Source organism: Shinella sp. 1A1, assembly GCF_055379515.1.
Genome location: NZ_AP039672.1, coordinates 694,192 through 709,535 on the forward strand (window position 1 = coordinate 694,192; position 15,344 = coordinate 709,535).

The 15,344-nt window shown below is 64.3% G+C and carries 14 protein-coding genes; 6 read left to right on the forward strand and 8 right to left on the reverse strand.

The genetic code is table 11. The annotated features are described in order from the left end of the window. Window position 1: 1 nt before the first annotated feature. The 3 genes from ACZ48C_RS19895 to ACZ48C_RS19905 are packed head-to-tail and all read right to left on the reverse strand — an operon-like array spanning window position 2 to window position 2,961. Complete coding sequence (locus ACZ48C_RS19895; protein ID WP_464783792.1) at window positions 2–1,216, reverse strand: glycosyltransferase family 2 protein; 1,215 nt, start codon at window positions 1,214–1,216, stop codon at window positions 2–4. Beyond that, window positions 1,213–2,163 (reverse strand): glycosyltransferase family 2 protein, encoded by a 951-nt coding sequence (locus tag ACZ48C_RS19900; RefSeq protein ID WP_464783793.1) that lies wholly within the window; start codon window positions 2,161–2,163, stop codon window positions 1,213–1,215. Before ACZ48C_RS19900 ends, ACZ48C_RS19895 begins: the two co-directional genes overlap by 4 nt. A 6-nt stretch (window positions 2,164–2,169) precedes the next feature. Next, the gene (locus ACZ48C_RS19905) at window positions 2,170–2,961 is read right to left on the reverse strand and encodes a glycosyltransferase family 2 protein (protein WP_119255654.1); all 792 of its coding nucleotides are present in this window, start codon (window positions 2,959–2,961) and stop codon (window positions 2,170–2,172) included. A gap of 291 nt (window positions 2,962–3,252) precedes the next feature. Between ACZ48C_RS19905 and ACZ48C_RS19910 the strand changes: the two genes are divergently transcribed. Next, entirely contained in the window at window positions 3,253–3,462 is a 210-nt protein-coding gene (locus ACZ48C_RS19910) for a hypothetical protein (RefSeq protein WP_464783794.1), read from the forward strand. On the opposite strand, the gene ACZ48C_RS19915 is transcribed toward ACZ48C_RS19910, so the two are convergent. Next, a complete protein-coding gene (locus ACZ48C_RS19915) occupies window positions 3,442–4,449 on the reverse strand; it encodes a POTRA domain-containing protein (RefSeq protein WP_464783795.1) in 1,008 nt (335 codons plus the stop codon). The genes ACZ48C_RS19910 and ACZ48C_RS19915 overlap by 21 nt on opposite strands. Before the next feature lie 152 nt (window positions 4,450–4,601). Between ACZ48C_RS19915 and ACZ48C_RS19920 the strand changes: the two genes are divergently transcribed. Genes ACZ48C_RS19920 through ACZ48C_RS19935 form a run of 4 tightly spaced genes read left to right on the forward strand, consistent with a single transcriptional unit; the run spans window position 4,602 to window position 10,672 of the window. Then, window positions 4,602–5,678 carry a GNAT family N-acetyltransferase gene (locus ACZ48C_RS19920; RefSeq protein ID WP_464783796.1) on the forward strand — a complete coding sequence of 359 codons (1,077 nt, stop codon included), beginning with the start codon at window positions 4,602–4,604 and terminating at the stop codon, window positions 5,676–5,678. Further along, on the forward strand, window positions 5,668–6,510 hold the full coding sequence (locus ACZ48C_RS19925; protein ID WP_464783797.1) for a glycoside hydrolase family 16 protein: 843 nt from the start codon (window positions 5,668–5,670) through the stop codon (window positions 6,508–6,510). Before ACZ48C_RS19920 ends, ACZ48C_RS19925 begins: the two co-directional genes overlap by 11 nt. Continuing rightward, a complete protein-coding gene (locus ACZ48C_RS19930; protein WP_464783798.1) occupies window positions 6,423–8,888 on the forward strand; it encodes a phosphotransferase in 2,466 nt (821 codons plus the stop codon). The genes ACZ48C_RS19925 and ACZ48C_RS19930 overlap by 88 nt, the downstream gene beginning before the upstream one ends. Then, complete coding sequence (locus ACZ48C_RS19935) at window positions 8,885–10,672, forward strand: hypothetical protein (protein ID WP_464783799.1); 1,788 nt, start codon at window positions 8,885–8,887, stop codon at window positions 10,670–10,672. Before ACZ48C_RS19930 ends, ACZ48C_RS19935 begins: the two co-directional genes overlap by 4 nt. Here the strand turns inward: ACZ48C_RS19935 and ACZ48C_RS19940 are convergent. Next, the gene (locus tag ACZ48C_RS19940) at window positions 10,651–11,337 is read right to left on the reverse strand and encodes a response regulator transcription factor (protein WP_464783800.1); all 687 of its coding nucleotides are present in this window, start codon (window positions 11,335–11,337) and stop codon (window positions 10,651–10,653) included. The genes ACZ48C_RS19935 and ACZ48C_RS19940 overlap by 22 nt on opposite strands. Before the next feature lie 145 nt (window positions 11,338–11,482). Here ACZ48C_RS19940 and ACZ48C_RS19945 point away from each other — a divergent pair, with 145 nt between their 5' ends. Beyond that, window positions 11,483–12,292: a class I SAM-dependent methyltransferase gene (locus ACZ48C_RS19945; RefSeq protein WP_464783801.1), complete on the forward strand. Its 810-nt coding sequence runs from the start codon at window positions 11,483–11,485 to the stop codon at window positions 12,290–12,292. 56 nt (window positions 12,293–12,348) lie between these two features. Here the strand turns inward: ACZ48C_RS19945 and ACZ48C_RS19950 are convergent, their stop codons facing one another. The 3 genes from ACZ48C_RS19950 to ACZ48C_RS19960 are packed head-to-tail and all read right to left on the reverse strand — an operon-like array spanning window position 12,349 to window position 15,340. Then, on the reverse strand, window positions 12,349–13,452 hold the full coding sequence (locus ACZ48C_RS19950) for a mannitol dehydrogenase family protein (protein WP_464783802.1): 1,104 nt from the start codon (window positions 13,450–13,452) through the stop codon (window positions 12,349–12,351). A gap of 14 nt (window positions 13,453–13,466) precedes the next feature. Next, window positions 13,467–14,462, reverse strand: coding sequence for a Gfo/Idh/MocA family protein (locus tag ACZ48C_RS19955; RefSeq protein WP_464783803.1), 996 nt, complete (start codon window positions 14,460–14,462; stop codon window positions 13,467–13,469). Further along, on the reverse strand, window positions 14,459–15,340 hold the full coding sequence (locus ACZ48C_RS19960; protein ID WP_464783804.1) for a sugar phosphate isomerase/epimerase family protein: 882 nt from the start codon (window positions 15,338–15,340) through the stop codon (window positions 14,459–14,461). The genes ACZ48C_RS19955 and ACZ48C_RS19960 overlap by 4 nt, the downstream gene beginning before the upstream one ends. Window positions 15,341–15,344: the final 4 nt, after the last annotated feature.

Below are 15,344 nucleotides of genomic sequence, written 5' to 3' on the forward strand. Positions count from 1 at the left end.
GTCACGCCTTCCTCTCCACCGCCCGGCCGCTTGCAAGCGCCCGCAGATAACCCGGCACGCCGGCAAGGATGCCGAGCCGCTCCATCCAGACGAGCCGGCGGGGATAATCGGGCGGCAGGCGGCTCGTCTTTTCCGAGGTCGGCCCGACCATATGGCGTAGCCCGGCAGGGAAGGCAGCCATCAATCGCAGCGCCCGGCGCGGTTCGTCCAGGACGATTTTCGTGAGATAGGCGCCCAGCCCCATGCCGTAGCAATAGGCCTGTCGGCGCATGCCCTCCTCGCCGCGGCGATGATAATGCCAGACGATACCCTGGGGCTGGTAGACAAGACGAAAACCGGCGCTGACGACAGAGAAGAAGGCGGCAAGATCGTCGCCGCCGCGCGCCAGCGTGCCGGCCCCGAGCGCATCGTCGAAACCGCCGATAGCCCGCAGCGCATTCACGCGGAAACCCATGTTCGCGCCCGAACCGAACTGGCCGGCGGTGAAGGGAAAGAGCACGCCGTCGGGCCGGTTCGCATCGAGATCGTAGACACGGCGCTGCAACCCTTTACCGAAACCGCCGTGGCGCTCGGTCCAGAACTGTGCGCGGGTCTCCAGTTCGGCCGGCAGAATGAGGCCCGTCACGCAGCCGACCGCCTCGTCTTCCTCCATCGGCGCCGCCATGGCGGCCAACCAGTGCCGGTCGAGGACCACGTCATCGTCCGTGAAAAGCACGATATCCGCCGTGACATGCCGCATGCCGGCATTGTGGGCACGGCCAAGCCCTGCCACGGGCTCGAGCACGTAGCGGACCCGGTCGCTCCAGCGTGCCGCAAGCATTCGGGCGGTGGCGGCGGAAACCGGCGCATTGTCGACGACAATCACCTCGTCCGGCACCCGCGTCTGGTCGAAAAGCGACACGAGACACCGTTCGAGGCTCTCCGCGCGTTCGCGGGTCGCAATCACCACCGAGACCCGCTCCCTCGGGCCTTGCGAGGGCTCCCCGGCGCTCGGCAAGGGATGCACGGAACCCATCGCTTCCAGCAGATCCGACGCCTCGATCACCGGCCCCGGATGTTCCATTTCGAGAATTGCGAGCGGCCGCACGCCGCAGCGCAAGAGGCAGAATATCCCGCCATAGGGGACGTTTCCCGGACGCCTGAGGTCGATTGCCGGAAGCGGACGCTCAACATCGACGCTGACGATCTTTACCGGATGGTACATATCGGCTTTCATATCCGTCCTCCCGCCGGGAAAAGACCGGCCAAGGAAAACCGCGCCGAAAGGTAGCCGGCCGCCGTGAAACCCAGCCCTGCCACGATGCCGGCTGCCCGCAAGAGGCCGGACGGATCGCGCCGGACCACCGTATCGGCAAGGCCGCGCGCAAAGCCGCCCGGCAGGGTGCGGGTCACATAGGCGCCTTCCGCCGCAAGGCCGTCTCGCGCGCCGACACTCGCCGCCACGGCCCTCTTCGAGCGGCCCTCGGCAAGGCATCGCCGGCGAAAGTAGCCCCAGCGAGCCCGAACGCCAGCCACCTGATGACGCACGATCGCCTCGGGATCGTAAAGGATCACGCCATCGGGGAACGTCTGCCGTGCGCGGATGCTGAGTTCCGTCTCCTCGCAGCCGGCAGCATCCTGCCCGGTGCGGCCGATGCCTTCGCGAAATCCGCCAACGGTATCGAAAACCATCCGGCGGAAGGACATGTTACAGCCGATCGGGTTCCGGATGGGATGCAGCCCCTCGGGCAGCCCCCGATAACTGCACCCCACGACCCATTGAAATTCTTCGGGGAACCAGCGGGGGCGCCCTTCTTCCCAAAGCGGGACGACCTTTCCGCCGACACCGAGCACCGCCGGATCGTCGTAATGGCGCTCCATGCGGCCGAGCCAATCGGGCTCCGCCAGGGCATCATCGTCGAGAAAGGCGATGATGCCCTGGCCTGCTGCGGCCCGAATGCCGGTGTTGCGGGCGCCCGAAAGCCCTCGCGCCGCGGCATTGGCAATGACCTCGGTCGCCGGGAAGGCGGCCCGGGTTTCTTCCAGCAGCCTATCATTGTGGTCGATGACCACGATCATCCGGTCCGGTCGTCGCGTCTGACTGAGGACGGAGCGGATGGCGCCGGCGAGCTGCACACAGCGCTCGTCGGCATAGGCGCAAATGACGACAGCGATCGAGCCCATGGCCGGTCATCCCGTGAGAGAAGACCGGTTCCGGAGAGGGACGGCCACCGGCGCAGGGCGGGCCAATCCCAGGCGGGCAATGGTCTTGAGCACCCGCCAGCCATCGGGGAAGGTGCGCAGATTGCTGACCCCGTGGACGCGCGGATATTCGCGGCTGGGCAGCTCGGCAACGGCCAGCCCCGCCTGAAGCGCGCGAATGTTCATGTGCGTCTCGATCTCGAAACCGGTGGCGCCTTCCACACGCAGATGGGGCAACACATCACGCCAGAATGCGTTGTAGCCGTAGCAAAGATCGCTGAACCGGCCGCCGAAGCGAAGGCGTACCAGTTGCAGGAGGCCCCAGTTGCCGATCCGGCGATACCACTCCATGTCGCGGGTGTCGCCCCCTTGCAGGAAGCGCGATCCCTTGACGAAATCCGCCCCCGCGAGAAGCGCGCCGACAAAGCCCGCCATTTCGGCGGGATCGGCCGAGCCATCGGCGTCGAGTGTGATGAGGATGTCTCCCCGTGCCGCTGCGAAGCCGGCGGCCAGCGCCGCGCCCTTGCCCAGGCGGGGTTGCTCGATCACGACGATGCCCGGCATCAGGCCGAGCGCCACGTCGATGGTGCCGTCGGCGGAATTGCCGTCGACAAGAATGACTTCATCGACCCATCCCGGGATGCGGGGAAGGACATGGGGGAGGTTTTTGGCCTCGTTGACGGTCGGCACGATAACGCTGACGCGAGGCACTGATATGGCGCCGAGCGGCTTTGCCGGGCGCACTGATCTTCTCAAAGCGGAATGGACCGGATCACTCATGGGACTCCAAGCTCCTATCCGAACCGGACAAAGGAAGGGCGCACCTTTCCATCGCCTAGCTCGACACTGGAAGTGAATGGTTTGAATTTTCCGCTGTATGACGCTTTTATTACAGAATTCACATATTGTAAACTATTCCTTTCTTGCGCATGAAAGGGGCGTATCTTCCGATGGGAAAGAGAGCCAGTATGGGTTCCCTTTCCGGATATCCGCGAGGTTCGCTTGCAGCCGAAACACCGCACCGCAAAGCGCCCGTCCGCCGATGAGCAGGTGAAGACGTGGATGAGCCTGATGGCAGAATGGGACGCGCTTTCCAGGGAGCTGGAAGCCGCGCGAACGGTGAAGATCGGCCGCGCCGAAGCGGCCGTCCTCGCCCGCATGCAGACGCTGAAGGAGCGGATCGATGCCTTTCTCGGGAGAGCCGCCCAAGAGCGTCGCCCCGTAAAGGGGCCCATCGTCATGGGAACGTTCACCCCGTCCTCAGGAGAGGAAATCGACTAGCCGCGGAACGACGGTGACCGCGAATGTCAGAACGCAGGCCCCTGCCACCCAGACCAGCGGCCGCAGGCGTTTACGGGAAACGCCTGCCTGCCCGGCCAATTGCGTTGCGGCCAATGCGGCAAGGGCGGCAAGGCCACTGACCAGCGCCGGCCATCCCGTATTCGCCAGCACCGAGAGATCGGGAGGCGCCTCGTGCACCCGGACATCCATGCCGAGCCCGCCATCGCCATCGTCCTTGAGGTCGATCGAAAAATCCGACACGGTCTTCAACGCCGAAAGATTGAGACGCAGCTTTTCGAAAAGTGCCCGCTCATAGCGATCGCCGGGACGGAACGGCACGGCGCGGCGAATATCCGCATCGTTCAGCCTGCGCAGCCCCCTGAAAACCACCTCGCCGAAGTGAAGTCGCGGTCCCGTATCCAGATCGAGGGTCGCGGCAGCCACTCCATCCGCGCCCCGTGTCCAGGTCAGTTCCCGCTGGCGAACCAAAGGAAAATCCTGTCGGCCAACCCGCTCGATGATGCGTCGGATGAGAGTTTCGGACGCTTCCGCCGTCGCCGCACGCCCGACGAAATCCCGCACCGTTTCCGCCAGATCGCTGACGATCTCGGGGCCGAAATCCGATCGGCGCACGCCCTTCAGTTCGATGGAGCCGACCGAATAGAGTCTTCCGGGAAGGGGCTTGAGGACCACCTGTCCGTCCTCATGTGCGGCGTTGATATCCGCGTCGAGATAGCCGAGATTCACCATGAGTCTCCGCAGCCGCGCCATTTCGAGCCGCACGGCCTCGTCTTCCTCGGCGGGCGAGGCCACGCCCTCGAGAACGGTCGGCAACTGAAAAGCGAGATGGAGCGCCGTGGCGACACCGGGCGCCGTTAGCCCCTCGGTTTCCAGCCGCGCGGATGCGCCTGCCGCCGGCAGGCTAGACACTGCCCAGAAAGTAACGGCCACCATCAAAGCTTTGGATTTCACGAAAGGATCGGACATTTCCGGCCTCCGGGACCAACTCACAGCCAGTAAAACATAAATTCAGAGAAATGCACCCCGGGAACGGGTTAGCCCATTTCTTTTATTCTTGGTTCGTCTTATGATCGCGCCGCTCATCGTGCCTGACCCAACCAGATTGTTGGAGAAGTTGCATGATCCCCATCACAACAGTGCCGTGCTCAGGTTACACCGTCGAACCCGCTCCCATCTCGGACTCCAGCGAGCCGATCTGGCGGGATCTCTTCTGCCGCGACGGGACGGCTCTGCCGAGCCAATCGCCGGAATGGGCAAGAGCCGTAGCTGGTGCAGGCGGTTTCCGCGCCCTTCCGCAGTTCTTCAAGTTCGATGACGGCAGCCGGGCAGTGCTTCCGCTTTTCGTCAAGGGAGCAGGCCGGCTGCGCTACGCCTGGTCGCCGCCGCCCGCCTGGGGCTTCGGCGGGGTCCTGAGCGATGGAGAAATGACGCCAGCCAAGCTCTCCATCGTGCTGGAACACCTGGAAACGCTGCCATCCCTCGGCTTCAAGATCAGACCCAATCCCCTGACTGCGGGACTCTGGGCCCAGGCGGCCCGGCCCGGCTGGAGCGCCATAGACCGTTGCGCCCATGTGATCGATCTGGCGGGCGGCTTTTTGGCCGTGCGGGCCCGTTTTCGTCCGAACGCGGGCACCTATATCCGTCGCGCCCAGAAAAGCGGCGTGGAAATCGAGGTGGGCAACCACGAGGGCCTTATCGACGAGTTCCATCGCCTGCTTCAACTGTCTCTGGTGCGCTGGGCGCGCAAGCAACACGAGCCGGCGGTGCTGGCGCGCATGCGTGGGTTACGCCGCGATCCGAAGGCAAAATTCATCACCATGGCCTCGCAAATGGGTGATCGTTTCCGCCTCTATGTCGCGCGGCTCAATGGGCGGGCCGTTGCCGCCATCCTCGTTCTCATGGGGCGGCAGGCCCATTATACGCGCGGAGCGGTGGACGAAGCGCTGGCCGGCGAAAGCAGGGCCGCCTATCTGCTTCAGGCAACGGCAATCGAAGATGCCTGCCGGTTCGGCTGCACCCATTATCACATGGGTGAAACCGGCAATTCCGCCTCGCTGGCCCAGTTCAAATCCCGGTTCGGCGCCGTTGCCGTTCCCTATTGCGAATACCGCTACGAAACACTTCCACTGGCCCGACTGGATGGCCTTGCCCGCCGGACCGTCAAGCGCATTCTGGGGTTCCGCGATGCACCCTGACCGAGTAGCTGCGTTTCTGGGATTTGCCGTACCGCTTTTCTTTCTCTCGTACCCTACTTTCGCCGCCGATCCCGCTCCGCTTTCCGCGGATGGACAGTGGCGCCTGATCTTTCAGGACGAGTTCGAGGCGGAGACCCTCGACGGCGGAAAATGGACGACCTGCTATTGGTGGAACAAGGATGGCTGCACCAATCTCGGCAACAGGGAATTGCAGTGGTACAGGCCTGAAAACGTTTCGCTTTCCGATGGGATGCTCCATCTTACGGCGCGACGTAAGAAGGCAACGGGCATCGAGGGCCGCAAGTTCAGATATACGTCCGGCATGGTAACGACGGGGCGCGACTACGCGGAATTGCCCCGTCCTTCCCGCATGCGCTTTCGCTACGGGCATGTCGAGGTTCGGGCCAAGGCGCCGGCGGGAAAGGGCTTCTGGTCCGCGATCTGGCTGCTTCCGGAAACGCGTGAATCCCGGCCGGAGATCGACCTCATGGAGGTGCTCGGCGATTCCGGCACCTCGCTGCGGATGCACTATCACTATACCGACGACAAAGGGAAGGAACAGGACCCCGGCAAAACGGCCAGCGTGGCGAACCTCACGCGGGACTGGCACGTCTACGGCCTGACCTGGGACAAGGACAAGCTCGTCTGGTACCTCGACGGCAAGGAGGTATGGCGCTGGACCGACGCGGCTTCGATCGCCAGCGAGGACATGTACCTGCTGCTCAATCTCGCCGTGGGCGGCGAGTGGCCCAGCCCGCCGGGCAAGCGGACGAAATTCCCCTCCAGCTACCTCATCGACTACGTCCGCATCTGGCAACGGAGCGAGAAATGATGACCGTTGCCACATTCCGCCGCCTTGCGAGCTACCCGCCGCTGCTGCAGGCTCTCGTCGCCTCCCCGCTCCTGCGCAATGGCTATGCACTCGTTGCCAGCGCCGGGCTGACCTCGCTGCTGGGCCTCGTCTTCTGGGGGCTCGCCGCCAGGCTTTATACGCCGGAGCAGGTCGGTATCGGGGCGGCCATGATCTCCACCATGCTGACGCTCGGCAATATTTCCCAGCTCAACCTCGGCAATCTCCTGAACCGCTATCTGCCCGCCGCCGGCATCGGAGCGCGCAGGCTGGTGCAGGTGTCCTACGGGCTGGCCGCGGTAGCGGCCGGCCTGCTGTCAGGACTGGCCGTCGTGGTCGTCCCGAATTTCGTTCCGGAACTTGCCTTCCTCCACGATCAGCCGCTGGCCGGGGCCGGATTCGTGATCGCCACCATCGTCTGGACGCTCTTCGCGCTCCAGGACAGCGTATTGGCAGGACTGCGCCGGGCTACCATAGCCCCGATCGAAAATGCCCTGTTCTCGCTTGCGAAGCTTCTTCTTCTGGTGGTTTTTGCCGGCGTGGCGCTTCCCGGCTCGGGGCTCTATGCCGCCTGGGTCCTGCCGTTGCCCTTGCTGTTGCTGCTCGTCAACTGGCTGATCTTTTTCCGCTTCCTGCCTCGCCATCGCATGACCGGCGCCGAACGTCCCGACAGGCGCTCCCTCGCCCGTTATTTCGGCTGGGATTATGCCGGAACGCTCGCCTCCATGACCGCGATGGGCGTGGCGCCGCTGATCGTGCTGCACCATGGCGGCTCGAAAGAGCTCGCCGTCTATTACATCTCGTGGGAAATCGCTTACGGCGTCTATCTGATCAGCCGTTCCATGGGCATCTCACTCCTTGCCGAAATCGCCTTCGACCGCACGAAATTCCACCTTCTCGCCATCAACGCACTGTTCTACACGCTGATGCCGCTGGCCGTCGCCGTCGCCGCCATCTTCCTCGGCGCACCGCTCCTGCTGCACCTTCTCGGCACGCAATATGCCGGCGAGAGTTCCCTCATGCTGCGGCTTCTCGTTCTCTCCTGCCTGCCCTGGAGCGTGGTGACGCTGATGCTCGCCCTGGCGCGCGCCAACGGTCGCACCCAGGCCGTCGCTGCTGCGCAGATCGTCACGCTGGCCGTTGTTCTGGGTGTCGGCACGCCTCTTGCAGCGACTTACGGCGCGGCGGGAATGGCAACCGCCTGGCTCGCTGCCCATTGCCTTACCCTGGCCGGCCTGCTGATCGATCTCTTCCGCCGCCTCGGCCCCTCCGGCCGCGTGGAGCTTGTGCTGCGCCTGTTGTCCGCGCTGGCTCGGATGCGCGGCCATCTTCTGCCTGCGGCGCGGTCCGGGCCATCTCTCCTTCCCGACATTGCCCGGTTCTGCGCCGAGGAGGGTATTGCCACTCCCGATCCCGGCAGCATCCGGGAATTTCGCCGCGAAAGCGATGTGCGGACCGCCGCTTTCCAAACGTCCACAGCCGAATGCTTCATCTTCAAGCAGGCGACATCGCTGGAAGGAGCAGCGGCCCTTTCCCGCCATATCTTGCAAAGCGAGGCCCTGGCCCAAAACGCGGGCATCGGGCTTTCGACGAGCCGCATCGTCGCCAGCCGTTCGTCCTCGTCCTGCAGCCTCGTTGAACGCGCTTTTCCCGGCGAAGACGGACGGGTGACGCTGGCAACCCCGGCCCGGCATTTTCCAGCCCTCGCCCTTGCCATTCAGGCCATCGGCAAGATCCATCGAAGCACGGCGCGAATCCAGCACCTCGACGACGGCTGGATGAGCCGCTGGGTCGACGATGACGTCGCACGGGTTGCGCCTTCCCGTTCTCTCCTCGTGGATCGTGCCGGCGGGCTTTCGGTCTTCCGGGACGCACAGCACAGGTTCTGGGCGGGTCGGCATATGCCGCTCGGGCTTGGCCACGGGGATTTCGCACCCGGAAACCTGCTTTTCCTCGTCGGGCCGGGCGAGGCCGAGGTAACGCTCAGCGCCATCATAGACTGGGAGGCGGCCTGCCCCGATGCCCCCCCTGGGCTGGATGAGATATTCCTGCTTCTGACGGCGCGGGCGCAGCGAAGCGGGGAGGAATTCGGGTTTGCCATGCGAGGCTTGCTGTCGGAACCTCGCCTGTCGTCCGAAGAACAGAAGACAATGGAAAGCTCCCGCAGCGCGCTGGACAACGCCTATGGCGCCTTCACCGATCCGAAGGTCATCCATGCCCTATGCGGCCTCGCCTGGTGGCGGCACGTTGCGGCCAACCTCCAAAAGTCCCCGCGCTTTGCAGAAAATCCACTTTGGATGGCGGTCAATATCGACCTTGTCCTCTCCACGTTCATCAGATCGCAAGGGGTGGAAAGATGAGCCGGACAGCAGAGATGGACCTCCCGACGACCTCCGGAACGGTCGCGCCAGCCCGGCTCGGCACGATCATCCTTACCATCATGCTCGCCGGGGCGCTCTTCCTGTGGACGCGCTCCCTTGGCATGAGCGACCCGGACCGGATGACCGATCTCGGGCTTGTTTCGATCGTTCCGTCTATCTTTCACCTCTCCATCGCCCTGCTTGCAGCAGGTTTTTCCTGGTTGATGATCCAGGGACGCACGAGCGGCCCGCTACCGCTTCTTTACCTCGCCGCTCTCATCCTCGTTCTCGCGGCAACGCCGCCGATCGTTTACGGCACGCTGCGCTATTCGTGGGCCTGGAAGCATCTCGGCATCGTGGATTACATCCAGCGTCACGGCAGCGTGGACCGCACTGCGCCATTTCTTGCGGCCTATCACAACTGGCCCGGCCTCTTCGCGGTCACGGCCTGGATCGCCGACCGGTTCGGGGTGAGGGCCGTCGACCTGGCGCCCATCCTGCGCTTTACGCCCCCCGCCCTCGACCTCGCGATCTGTGCAGCCTATCTGCAACTGATACGCCGGTTGACGGATGACCCTCGCCTTCCCCTGACAGCCGCATGGCTCTTCATTACAGCCAACTGGATCGGCCAGGACTATTTTTCGCCACAGGGCTTTTCCTTCCTCTTCTACATCATTCTTCTCGGTCTGTTCCTCGGCCCCTTGCGCCGGACGACTGCCCCTTCGCCGTCCGGCGGATTTTCCGGAGTGCTTGCCAGTGCCGTCGCCATGGTGCTCATCGTCGCCGTCGTCGTAACGCATCAGTTGACGCCCCTGCTGGTCATTCTTTCCATCGGCGTGCTGACGGTGGGGCGCCGGCTCTCGCCGGTCTATCTTTTCTTCGCGCTGATCGCCCAGCTGCTCTGGCTGCTCTGGGGCGCGGCCCCCTTCGTTATCGAGCGGATTCATGACGAGCTTGCCGCCATAGGCACGTTGTCGGAAGCGACCAGTAAAATGGCCAATGTCGGGACCGTCAGCGCCGAGCGGGGCCAGGCCATCATGATCGGCCGGGCGCTGACCGCTGCCATCGCGCTCTTCGCCGTTGCCGGCGGCCTCCGCCGCCTATGGAACGGATTCTTCGATTATACCGCCGTCGCGCTGCTTCTTGCACCGGCGCCCCTCCTGCTGGTCGCCTATGGTGGAGAGGCGGTGTTCCGCGTCTATATGTTCGCGTCCCCGTTTCTCGCCTTCTTCGCGGCCGCGCTCTTCTTCCCGTCGCCCGCCGCCGGCAGGACGATCCTCAGCTTTCCACTGCTCTTCCTGCTCTGCCTGTTTTCAGCGACAGGCTTCCTTTTCGCCAACAATGGCAAGGACCGCGAGTATCGCTTCACCAGGGATGAAGTCGCGACGGCCAAATGGCTCTACACGATAGCCCCTCCGGGAACGCTGCTCGTCGAAGGCGCGCGAAGCTACCCCTCGCAATTCGCGAATTACGAGAATTTCACCTATCTGCCGATCTCCGAGGAAGATCACGCGGCAAGGCGGGAGATCGTCACCGACCCGGCCGGTGTGTTTTACCGCTGGATGACTGACCCGCGCTGGAACGACGCGTTCCTGATCCTGACCCGAAGCCAGAAGGCCTATCTGCAAGCGTCGGGCATGCCGCCGGGTGATTTCGACCGCATGGAGAACATCCTGCTGGCCTCGCCGCGCTTCCATCTCGTGCGCGCTTCCCCCAATGCAAGGATTTTCAGGCTGCAGGCCGACCGGCCGCGGGCGGGCGGTTATCTGCCCTCGCGGCGATAGGACATGACCGCCGCCGTCCTGTTGGTGACATGCAGCTTCCTGTAGATGCTGCGAATATGGGTTTTTACGGTATTTTCGGAGAGATGAAGCCGATGGGCTATCAGTTTGTTCTGCGTTCCCTTGCACAGTAACTGGAGAATATCGGTCTCCCGGGCTGTCAGTTGGGAACAATCCATCATGATTTCACTGCCCGCTGCCCGCTCCTCATGCTTGCACTCACGGCGATGCAGCAACGCCGACGGAAAATACTCGCCTCCCTTCAGAAGGAGATCCACGCTGGTCAGCAAAACACCAAGATGCATGTTCAACTGCAGAATACCGTCGATTTGACGCTCTCGCGCCATTCCCTCCAGCAAAGGATGAATCCCGGACGCATCATCTACGATGACGGCAACGGAAACCCGGAAGGCTGGGTGCCTCGCACGCTCGATTCGGGCGATTTCGACCGGGTCGCGGCGATAGTACAAGATGAGGTTGGCACCCCCGTCCCCCGTATCCCGATGATCGTCGACAACCACTTCGTGATCCTGGAACCGCCGGCGAAGCGCTTCCGCCAGACATTCCACAAGGCAATCCGGCCGTGCGACAATGACGATCCGCCCCGGATCATCGCCGCGATCGGCCGGACATACGGGATCCAATAGCGCTGTTTCGGAAACGAACATGGCCACCTCCGCAGACCAAGACGTTTCAGATGGCGAATTATTCGCATTATCTAAAATTTTTTTTACGCATATTTGGAAGACCCATGCGGAGCCAGGTGGCGATGTGCTATTCTCGCGATGTCATGAATGCACGCGAGGTCGCCCCATGCCGGAGTCCGACAACGCTTTCACCGGCTCGGTCCCGGAGAACTACGATCGGTACATGGTGCCGCTGATTTTCGAACCCTATGCGGAGGACATGGCTCGACGCGCTGCCGCCTTCTTTCCGGGCAGCGTCCTGGAGATCGCGGCAGGAACGGGCGCCGTTACACGCGCACTGGCGCCGAAGCTGGCGGCTGACGCGCGCTATGTCGTGACCGACCTCAACCAGCCGATGCTCGACTATGCCGCGTCGCGGCAACCCGGCGGACACCTCGAGTGGCGGCAGGCAGATGCGATGGCGCTACCGTTTTCCGACGGAAGCTTCGACCTCGTCTGCTGTCAGTTCGGCGCAATGTTCTTTCCCGACCGCCCGGCGGCCTATCGCGAGGCAAGGCGGGTTCTCAAGCCTGAAGGACGGTTTCTACTGAGCGTCTGGGATCGGATCGAGGAGAACGTCTTTGCCGACGACGTGACGAATGCGCTGGCGGGGATGTTCCCGGACGATCCGCCGCGCTTCCTGGCACGCACGCCGCACGGCTATCACGACAGGGACCGGATTCGTCGCGATCTGGAGGAGGCCGGTTTTATCGACATCGGGATCGATACCCGCGCGGAACAAAGCCGCGCGCCCTCACCTCGCCTCCCCGCCGTCGCCTATTGCCAGGGAACCGTGCTTCGCAGCGAAATAGAAGCCCGGGCGCCCGGAATGCTGGAGGCCGCGACCGATCGCGCCGCATCGACAATCGCCAGCCGGCACGGCAATGGCGAAGTCGTCGCGAAGATTCAGGCCCATGTCATCGTGGCAAGGGCCTAGCCTCTGCGACATGCGCCCCGGCCGTCGTACATCCTAGCCCGGATTTCCGGCAATGGCTATCCCGCGACCGAGGCGACGATCTCTCCGAGACGCCCTCGTCGCCCTTCCTCACCGGCTTCATGCGCAAGAGCGAGGAAGGCGCCGATGCGGCGCTCGATCTTTTGCGCGTGGTTCTGGGCGATGTCGGCGAGCCGGTGATCGAGATAGGGATTGGCGAAGCGCTCCAGCGTGACGGCCATGTATCGCTCCGCCGCCTCGCGCTGTCCGAGAGCGGCGAAGACGGGCAGCACTTCCTCCCGGTAGATCGCCGCCAATTCCGCATGCACCGCCGGACGCGCGATGAATTCGCGCACGATCGGATCGCCCTCTCCGCCCTGCCGCCGCCAGATGTCGACGAGGACGGTGTGGCCGAGGTTGAGGATATGCAGCTTCAGCCGCTCGATCTCCTTGAGATCGTCGACCAGCTCGATGGCCGGATGGGTGGAAGGGGCAACGACCCCGGCGCCCTTCTGGATCGCCCAGAGCGCATAGGGTTCCGCGACGGCGCCGGCAGGTTCCAGCGGTTCCGAGACGATGCGGTCGACGAGGCTACAGGCCCAGACCACATCCTTCTCGATATAGGAGAGGAGGTCCGGACTGCACGCCTGCGCGGACGCAGCCGCAAGGACGGCCTCCTTCAGCACCTTGCCGTTGTCGACCACGAGCTCCATCGGCATCACGACGAGCGGTCTTGCGCCCGCTGCATGGCGGGCGGCGAGCAGGTGGTAGAGCTTTGCCGGATAGCTCATCGCCGGATGATAGGCCCGCTCCCCGTCTTCCGGCCGCGGCTGGTAGCCGGCATCGCCCGTGTTGGAGAGCACGAATTCCGCCTCCTCAACGAAGACCCGCACCACCTCCGGCCAATCGGTCGCCGCCGAAAGGCAGCGCCTCACGGAGGTAACGGTCCGCGTCTCGTCCACGGCCCGCCCGCCGGCAAGCCCGCGGATGCGGACCGGGTAGCCCTCGGGCGCGGCGAGCGCGGCAAGCCTTCTGCTGCGCGCCGTATCGCCGGAGGTCTGGACGACGGTGATCGCCCGCGCCGGATCTCCCTCGGAGAGGAACAGGTCCGCATGGGCCTGCAGGAACCGGCTGGTGCCGAACTGGATGACGGGCGTCTTCACCGTGATCTCCGACGTCAGAGCGCGAGTTCGCGCCGGAGCGTTTCGAGCCGTTCCATAGCGACGACGCCGTCGCGGATCGTCGGTGCGGGCGTTTCCGTTCCGGCGAGCGCCGGAACGACATCGGCGAGCAGCGAATGGTAGCCCTTCGGGTCCTCGTTGGCGGCGGCGGTGAAGTTCGGCTTCCAGGTCAGCGTGTCGACGGCGTCAGAAAGGGTCGCCGCCGGGTCGTCCACCTTGAAGGGCGGATTGCGGTTCCAGCGCACTTCGATGACATTGTCGACCTCGATGCGCTGGTGGTCGCCCATGATCTCGATGCGCTCGACGGGCGTGCCGCGCGACTGCGCCGTGCCCATGGCGATGGTGCCGATAGCGCCGCATTCGAAATCGAAATTCACATGGAAGAGCACCTTGCCGGGCGCCTTCTCCACCTTGCGGGCCGTCAGCCTGGTGACCGGCGAGACGAGGAAGGAGACGAGGTCCATGTAGTGCACGCAATGGTGCAGGAAGAAGCCGGTATAATCGACATTGCCGGCGAAATAACCGGGCGCCGTCATGTAGTAGCCGGTGATGCCGTAGATGTCGCCGAAGCGGCCGGAGCGCAGGATGTTCGCCGCGATCTTGTTGCCGGCGGAATAGCGCTTCATGAAACCAACGAGGAGCGGCTTGCCCGACTTCTCCGAGGCCGCGAGCAATTCGCGCGCGCCGGCGGCGCTGCCCGATGGCGGCTTTTCCATGAAGACGGGAAGCCCGCGCTCCAATGCCATCTTGCCGAAGCGCAGATGCTGGTCCGGCCCGACAGCCATGCCGACCGCGTCGATGTCGGCGCGGCGGATCAGTTCCTCCGCATCGCTCGTCAGGTTCGTCACGCCGAACTGCCGGCCGGCCGAGGCCAGCCGGTTGCCGTCGATGTCGCAGAGAGCGACGATCTGCACGTCATGGCGAACGAGCTGCGGAAGCAGCATCTGGGTGGCGTGGACGCCGCAGCCGATCCAACCGATCTTGAGTGTCATCGACGATATTCCGTGAGCAGGATGTGGGACTTGATGAATTTTGCGCTTTCGGCGAGGCGTTCGCTCTCGTCCTCGTGCGGCGCGCGCCACTGGGCGAAGGGAATGCCGAAGCGGTCGTCGTTGCGGCGGAAGGGTTCGAGCGAGACGGGACCTTCGTAGCCGATCTCGTGCAGCGCCCGGAACACCTCGACCCAGTCGGTCGCGCCCGTGCCGGGGAAACCGCGATGGTTCTCGTTCGCCTGGAAATGCACGACGCGCCTGCCGCCGAGCCGGATGGCCTCCGCGATGGAAGCCTCTTCCATATGCATGTGGAATGTATCGAGCATGAGCTGCACGGCTGGGTGGTCGACCGCGTCCAGCAGCTCGATCGCCTGCTGCGTGGTGCACAGGACATCGCTCTCGAAGCGGTTGAGCGGTTCTACAGCGAGCATGACGCCAAGGCCTGCGGCATGGTCGCCGGCTTCCTTGAGGCCCGCCACGCAGCGGGCCTTGCGGGCAAGGCGCTCCTCCTCGGCGACCGGCTGCGGGGGCCGGCCGGCGAAGACCAGTGGATTGCCGGTGAGCGGGCCGCCGACAATGGTCGCCCCGAGCGCGGCGGCGCAGTCGGCCGCATATTTCAGATAGTCGATGCCGGCGCGGTGGGCGGCCGGATCGTCCGAGGAGAGGTTGCGCTGCAGGTTGACGCGGGCGGCGAGCACGACGCCGAGGCCGGCAGCCTCCAGCGCGCGGCGCGTCTCGGCAAGGTCGAGCTCGCCGGGTTCCGGCACGAGAAGCTCGACGAAGTCGTAGCCGAGCCTTCGCATTTCGGTGAAGAGCGGGAAGTGCTCGGCCGTGAAAGGCCGCGCATATTGCATGGAGATCAACCCGACGGGGTTCATTGTC

Bases quoted from the DNA above. Each gene is read 5' to 3' on its own strand.
- ACZ48C_RS19895 (WP_464783792.1), bottom strand. From the start codon at position 1,216: ATGAAAGCCGATATGTACCATCCGGTAAAGATCGTCAGCGTCGATGTT.
- ACZ48C_RS19920 (WP_464783796.1), top strand. From the start codon at position 4,602: ATGATCCCCATCACAACAGTGCCGTGCTCAGGTTACACCGTCGAACCC.
- ACZ48C_RS19915 (WP_464783795.1), bottom strand. From the start codon at position 4,449: ATGTCCGATCCTTTCGTGAAATCCAAAGCTTTGATGGTGGCCGTTACT.
- ACZ48C_RS19940 (WP_464783800.1), bottom strand. From the start codon at position 11,337: ATGTTCGTTTCCGAAACAGCGCTATTGGATCCCGTATGTCCGGCCGAT.
- ACZ48C_RS19900 (WP_464783793.1), bottom strand. From the start codon at position 2,163: ATGGGCTCGATCGCTGTCGTCATTTGCGCCTATGCCGACGAGCGCTGT.
- ACZ48C_RS19960 (WP_464783804.1), bottom strand. From the start codon at position 15,340: ATGAACCCCGTCGGGTTGATCTCCATGCAATATGCGCGGCCTTTCACG.
- ACZ48C_RS19955 (WP_464783803.1), bottom strand. From the start codon at position 14,462: ATGACACTCAAGATCGGTTGGATCGGCTGCGGCGTCCACGCCACCCAG.
- ACZ48C_RS19905 (WP_119255654.1), bottom strand. From the start codon at position 2,961: ATGAGTGATCCGGTCCATTCCGCTTTGAGAAGATCAGTGCGCCCGGCA.
- ACZ48C_RS19910 (WP_464783794.1), top strand. From the start codon at position 3,253: ATGGCAGAATGGGACGCGCTTTCCAGGGAGCTGGAAGCCGCGCGAACG.
- ACZ48C_RS19945 (WP_464783801.1), top strand. From the start codon at position 11,483: ATGCCGGAGTCCGACAACGCTTTCACCGGCTCGGTCCCGGAGAACTAC.
- ACZ48C_RS19935 (WP_464783799.1), top strand. From the start codon at position 8,885: ATGAGCCGGACAGCAGAGATGGACCTCCCGACGACCTCCGGAACGGTC.
- ACZ48C_RS19925 (WP_464783797.1), top strand. From the start codon at position 5,668: ATGCACCCTGACCGAGTAGCTGCGTTTCTGGGATTTGCCGTACCGCTT.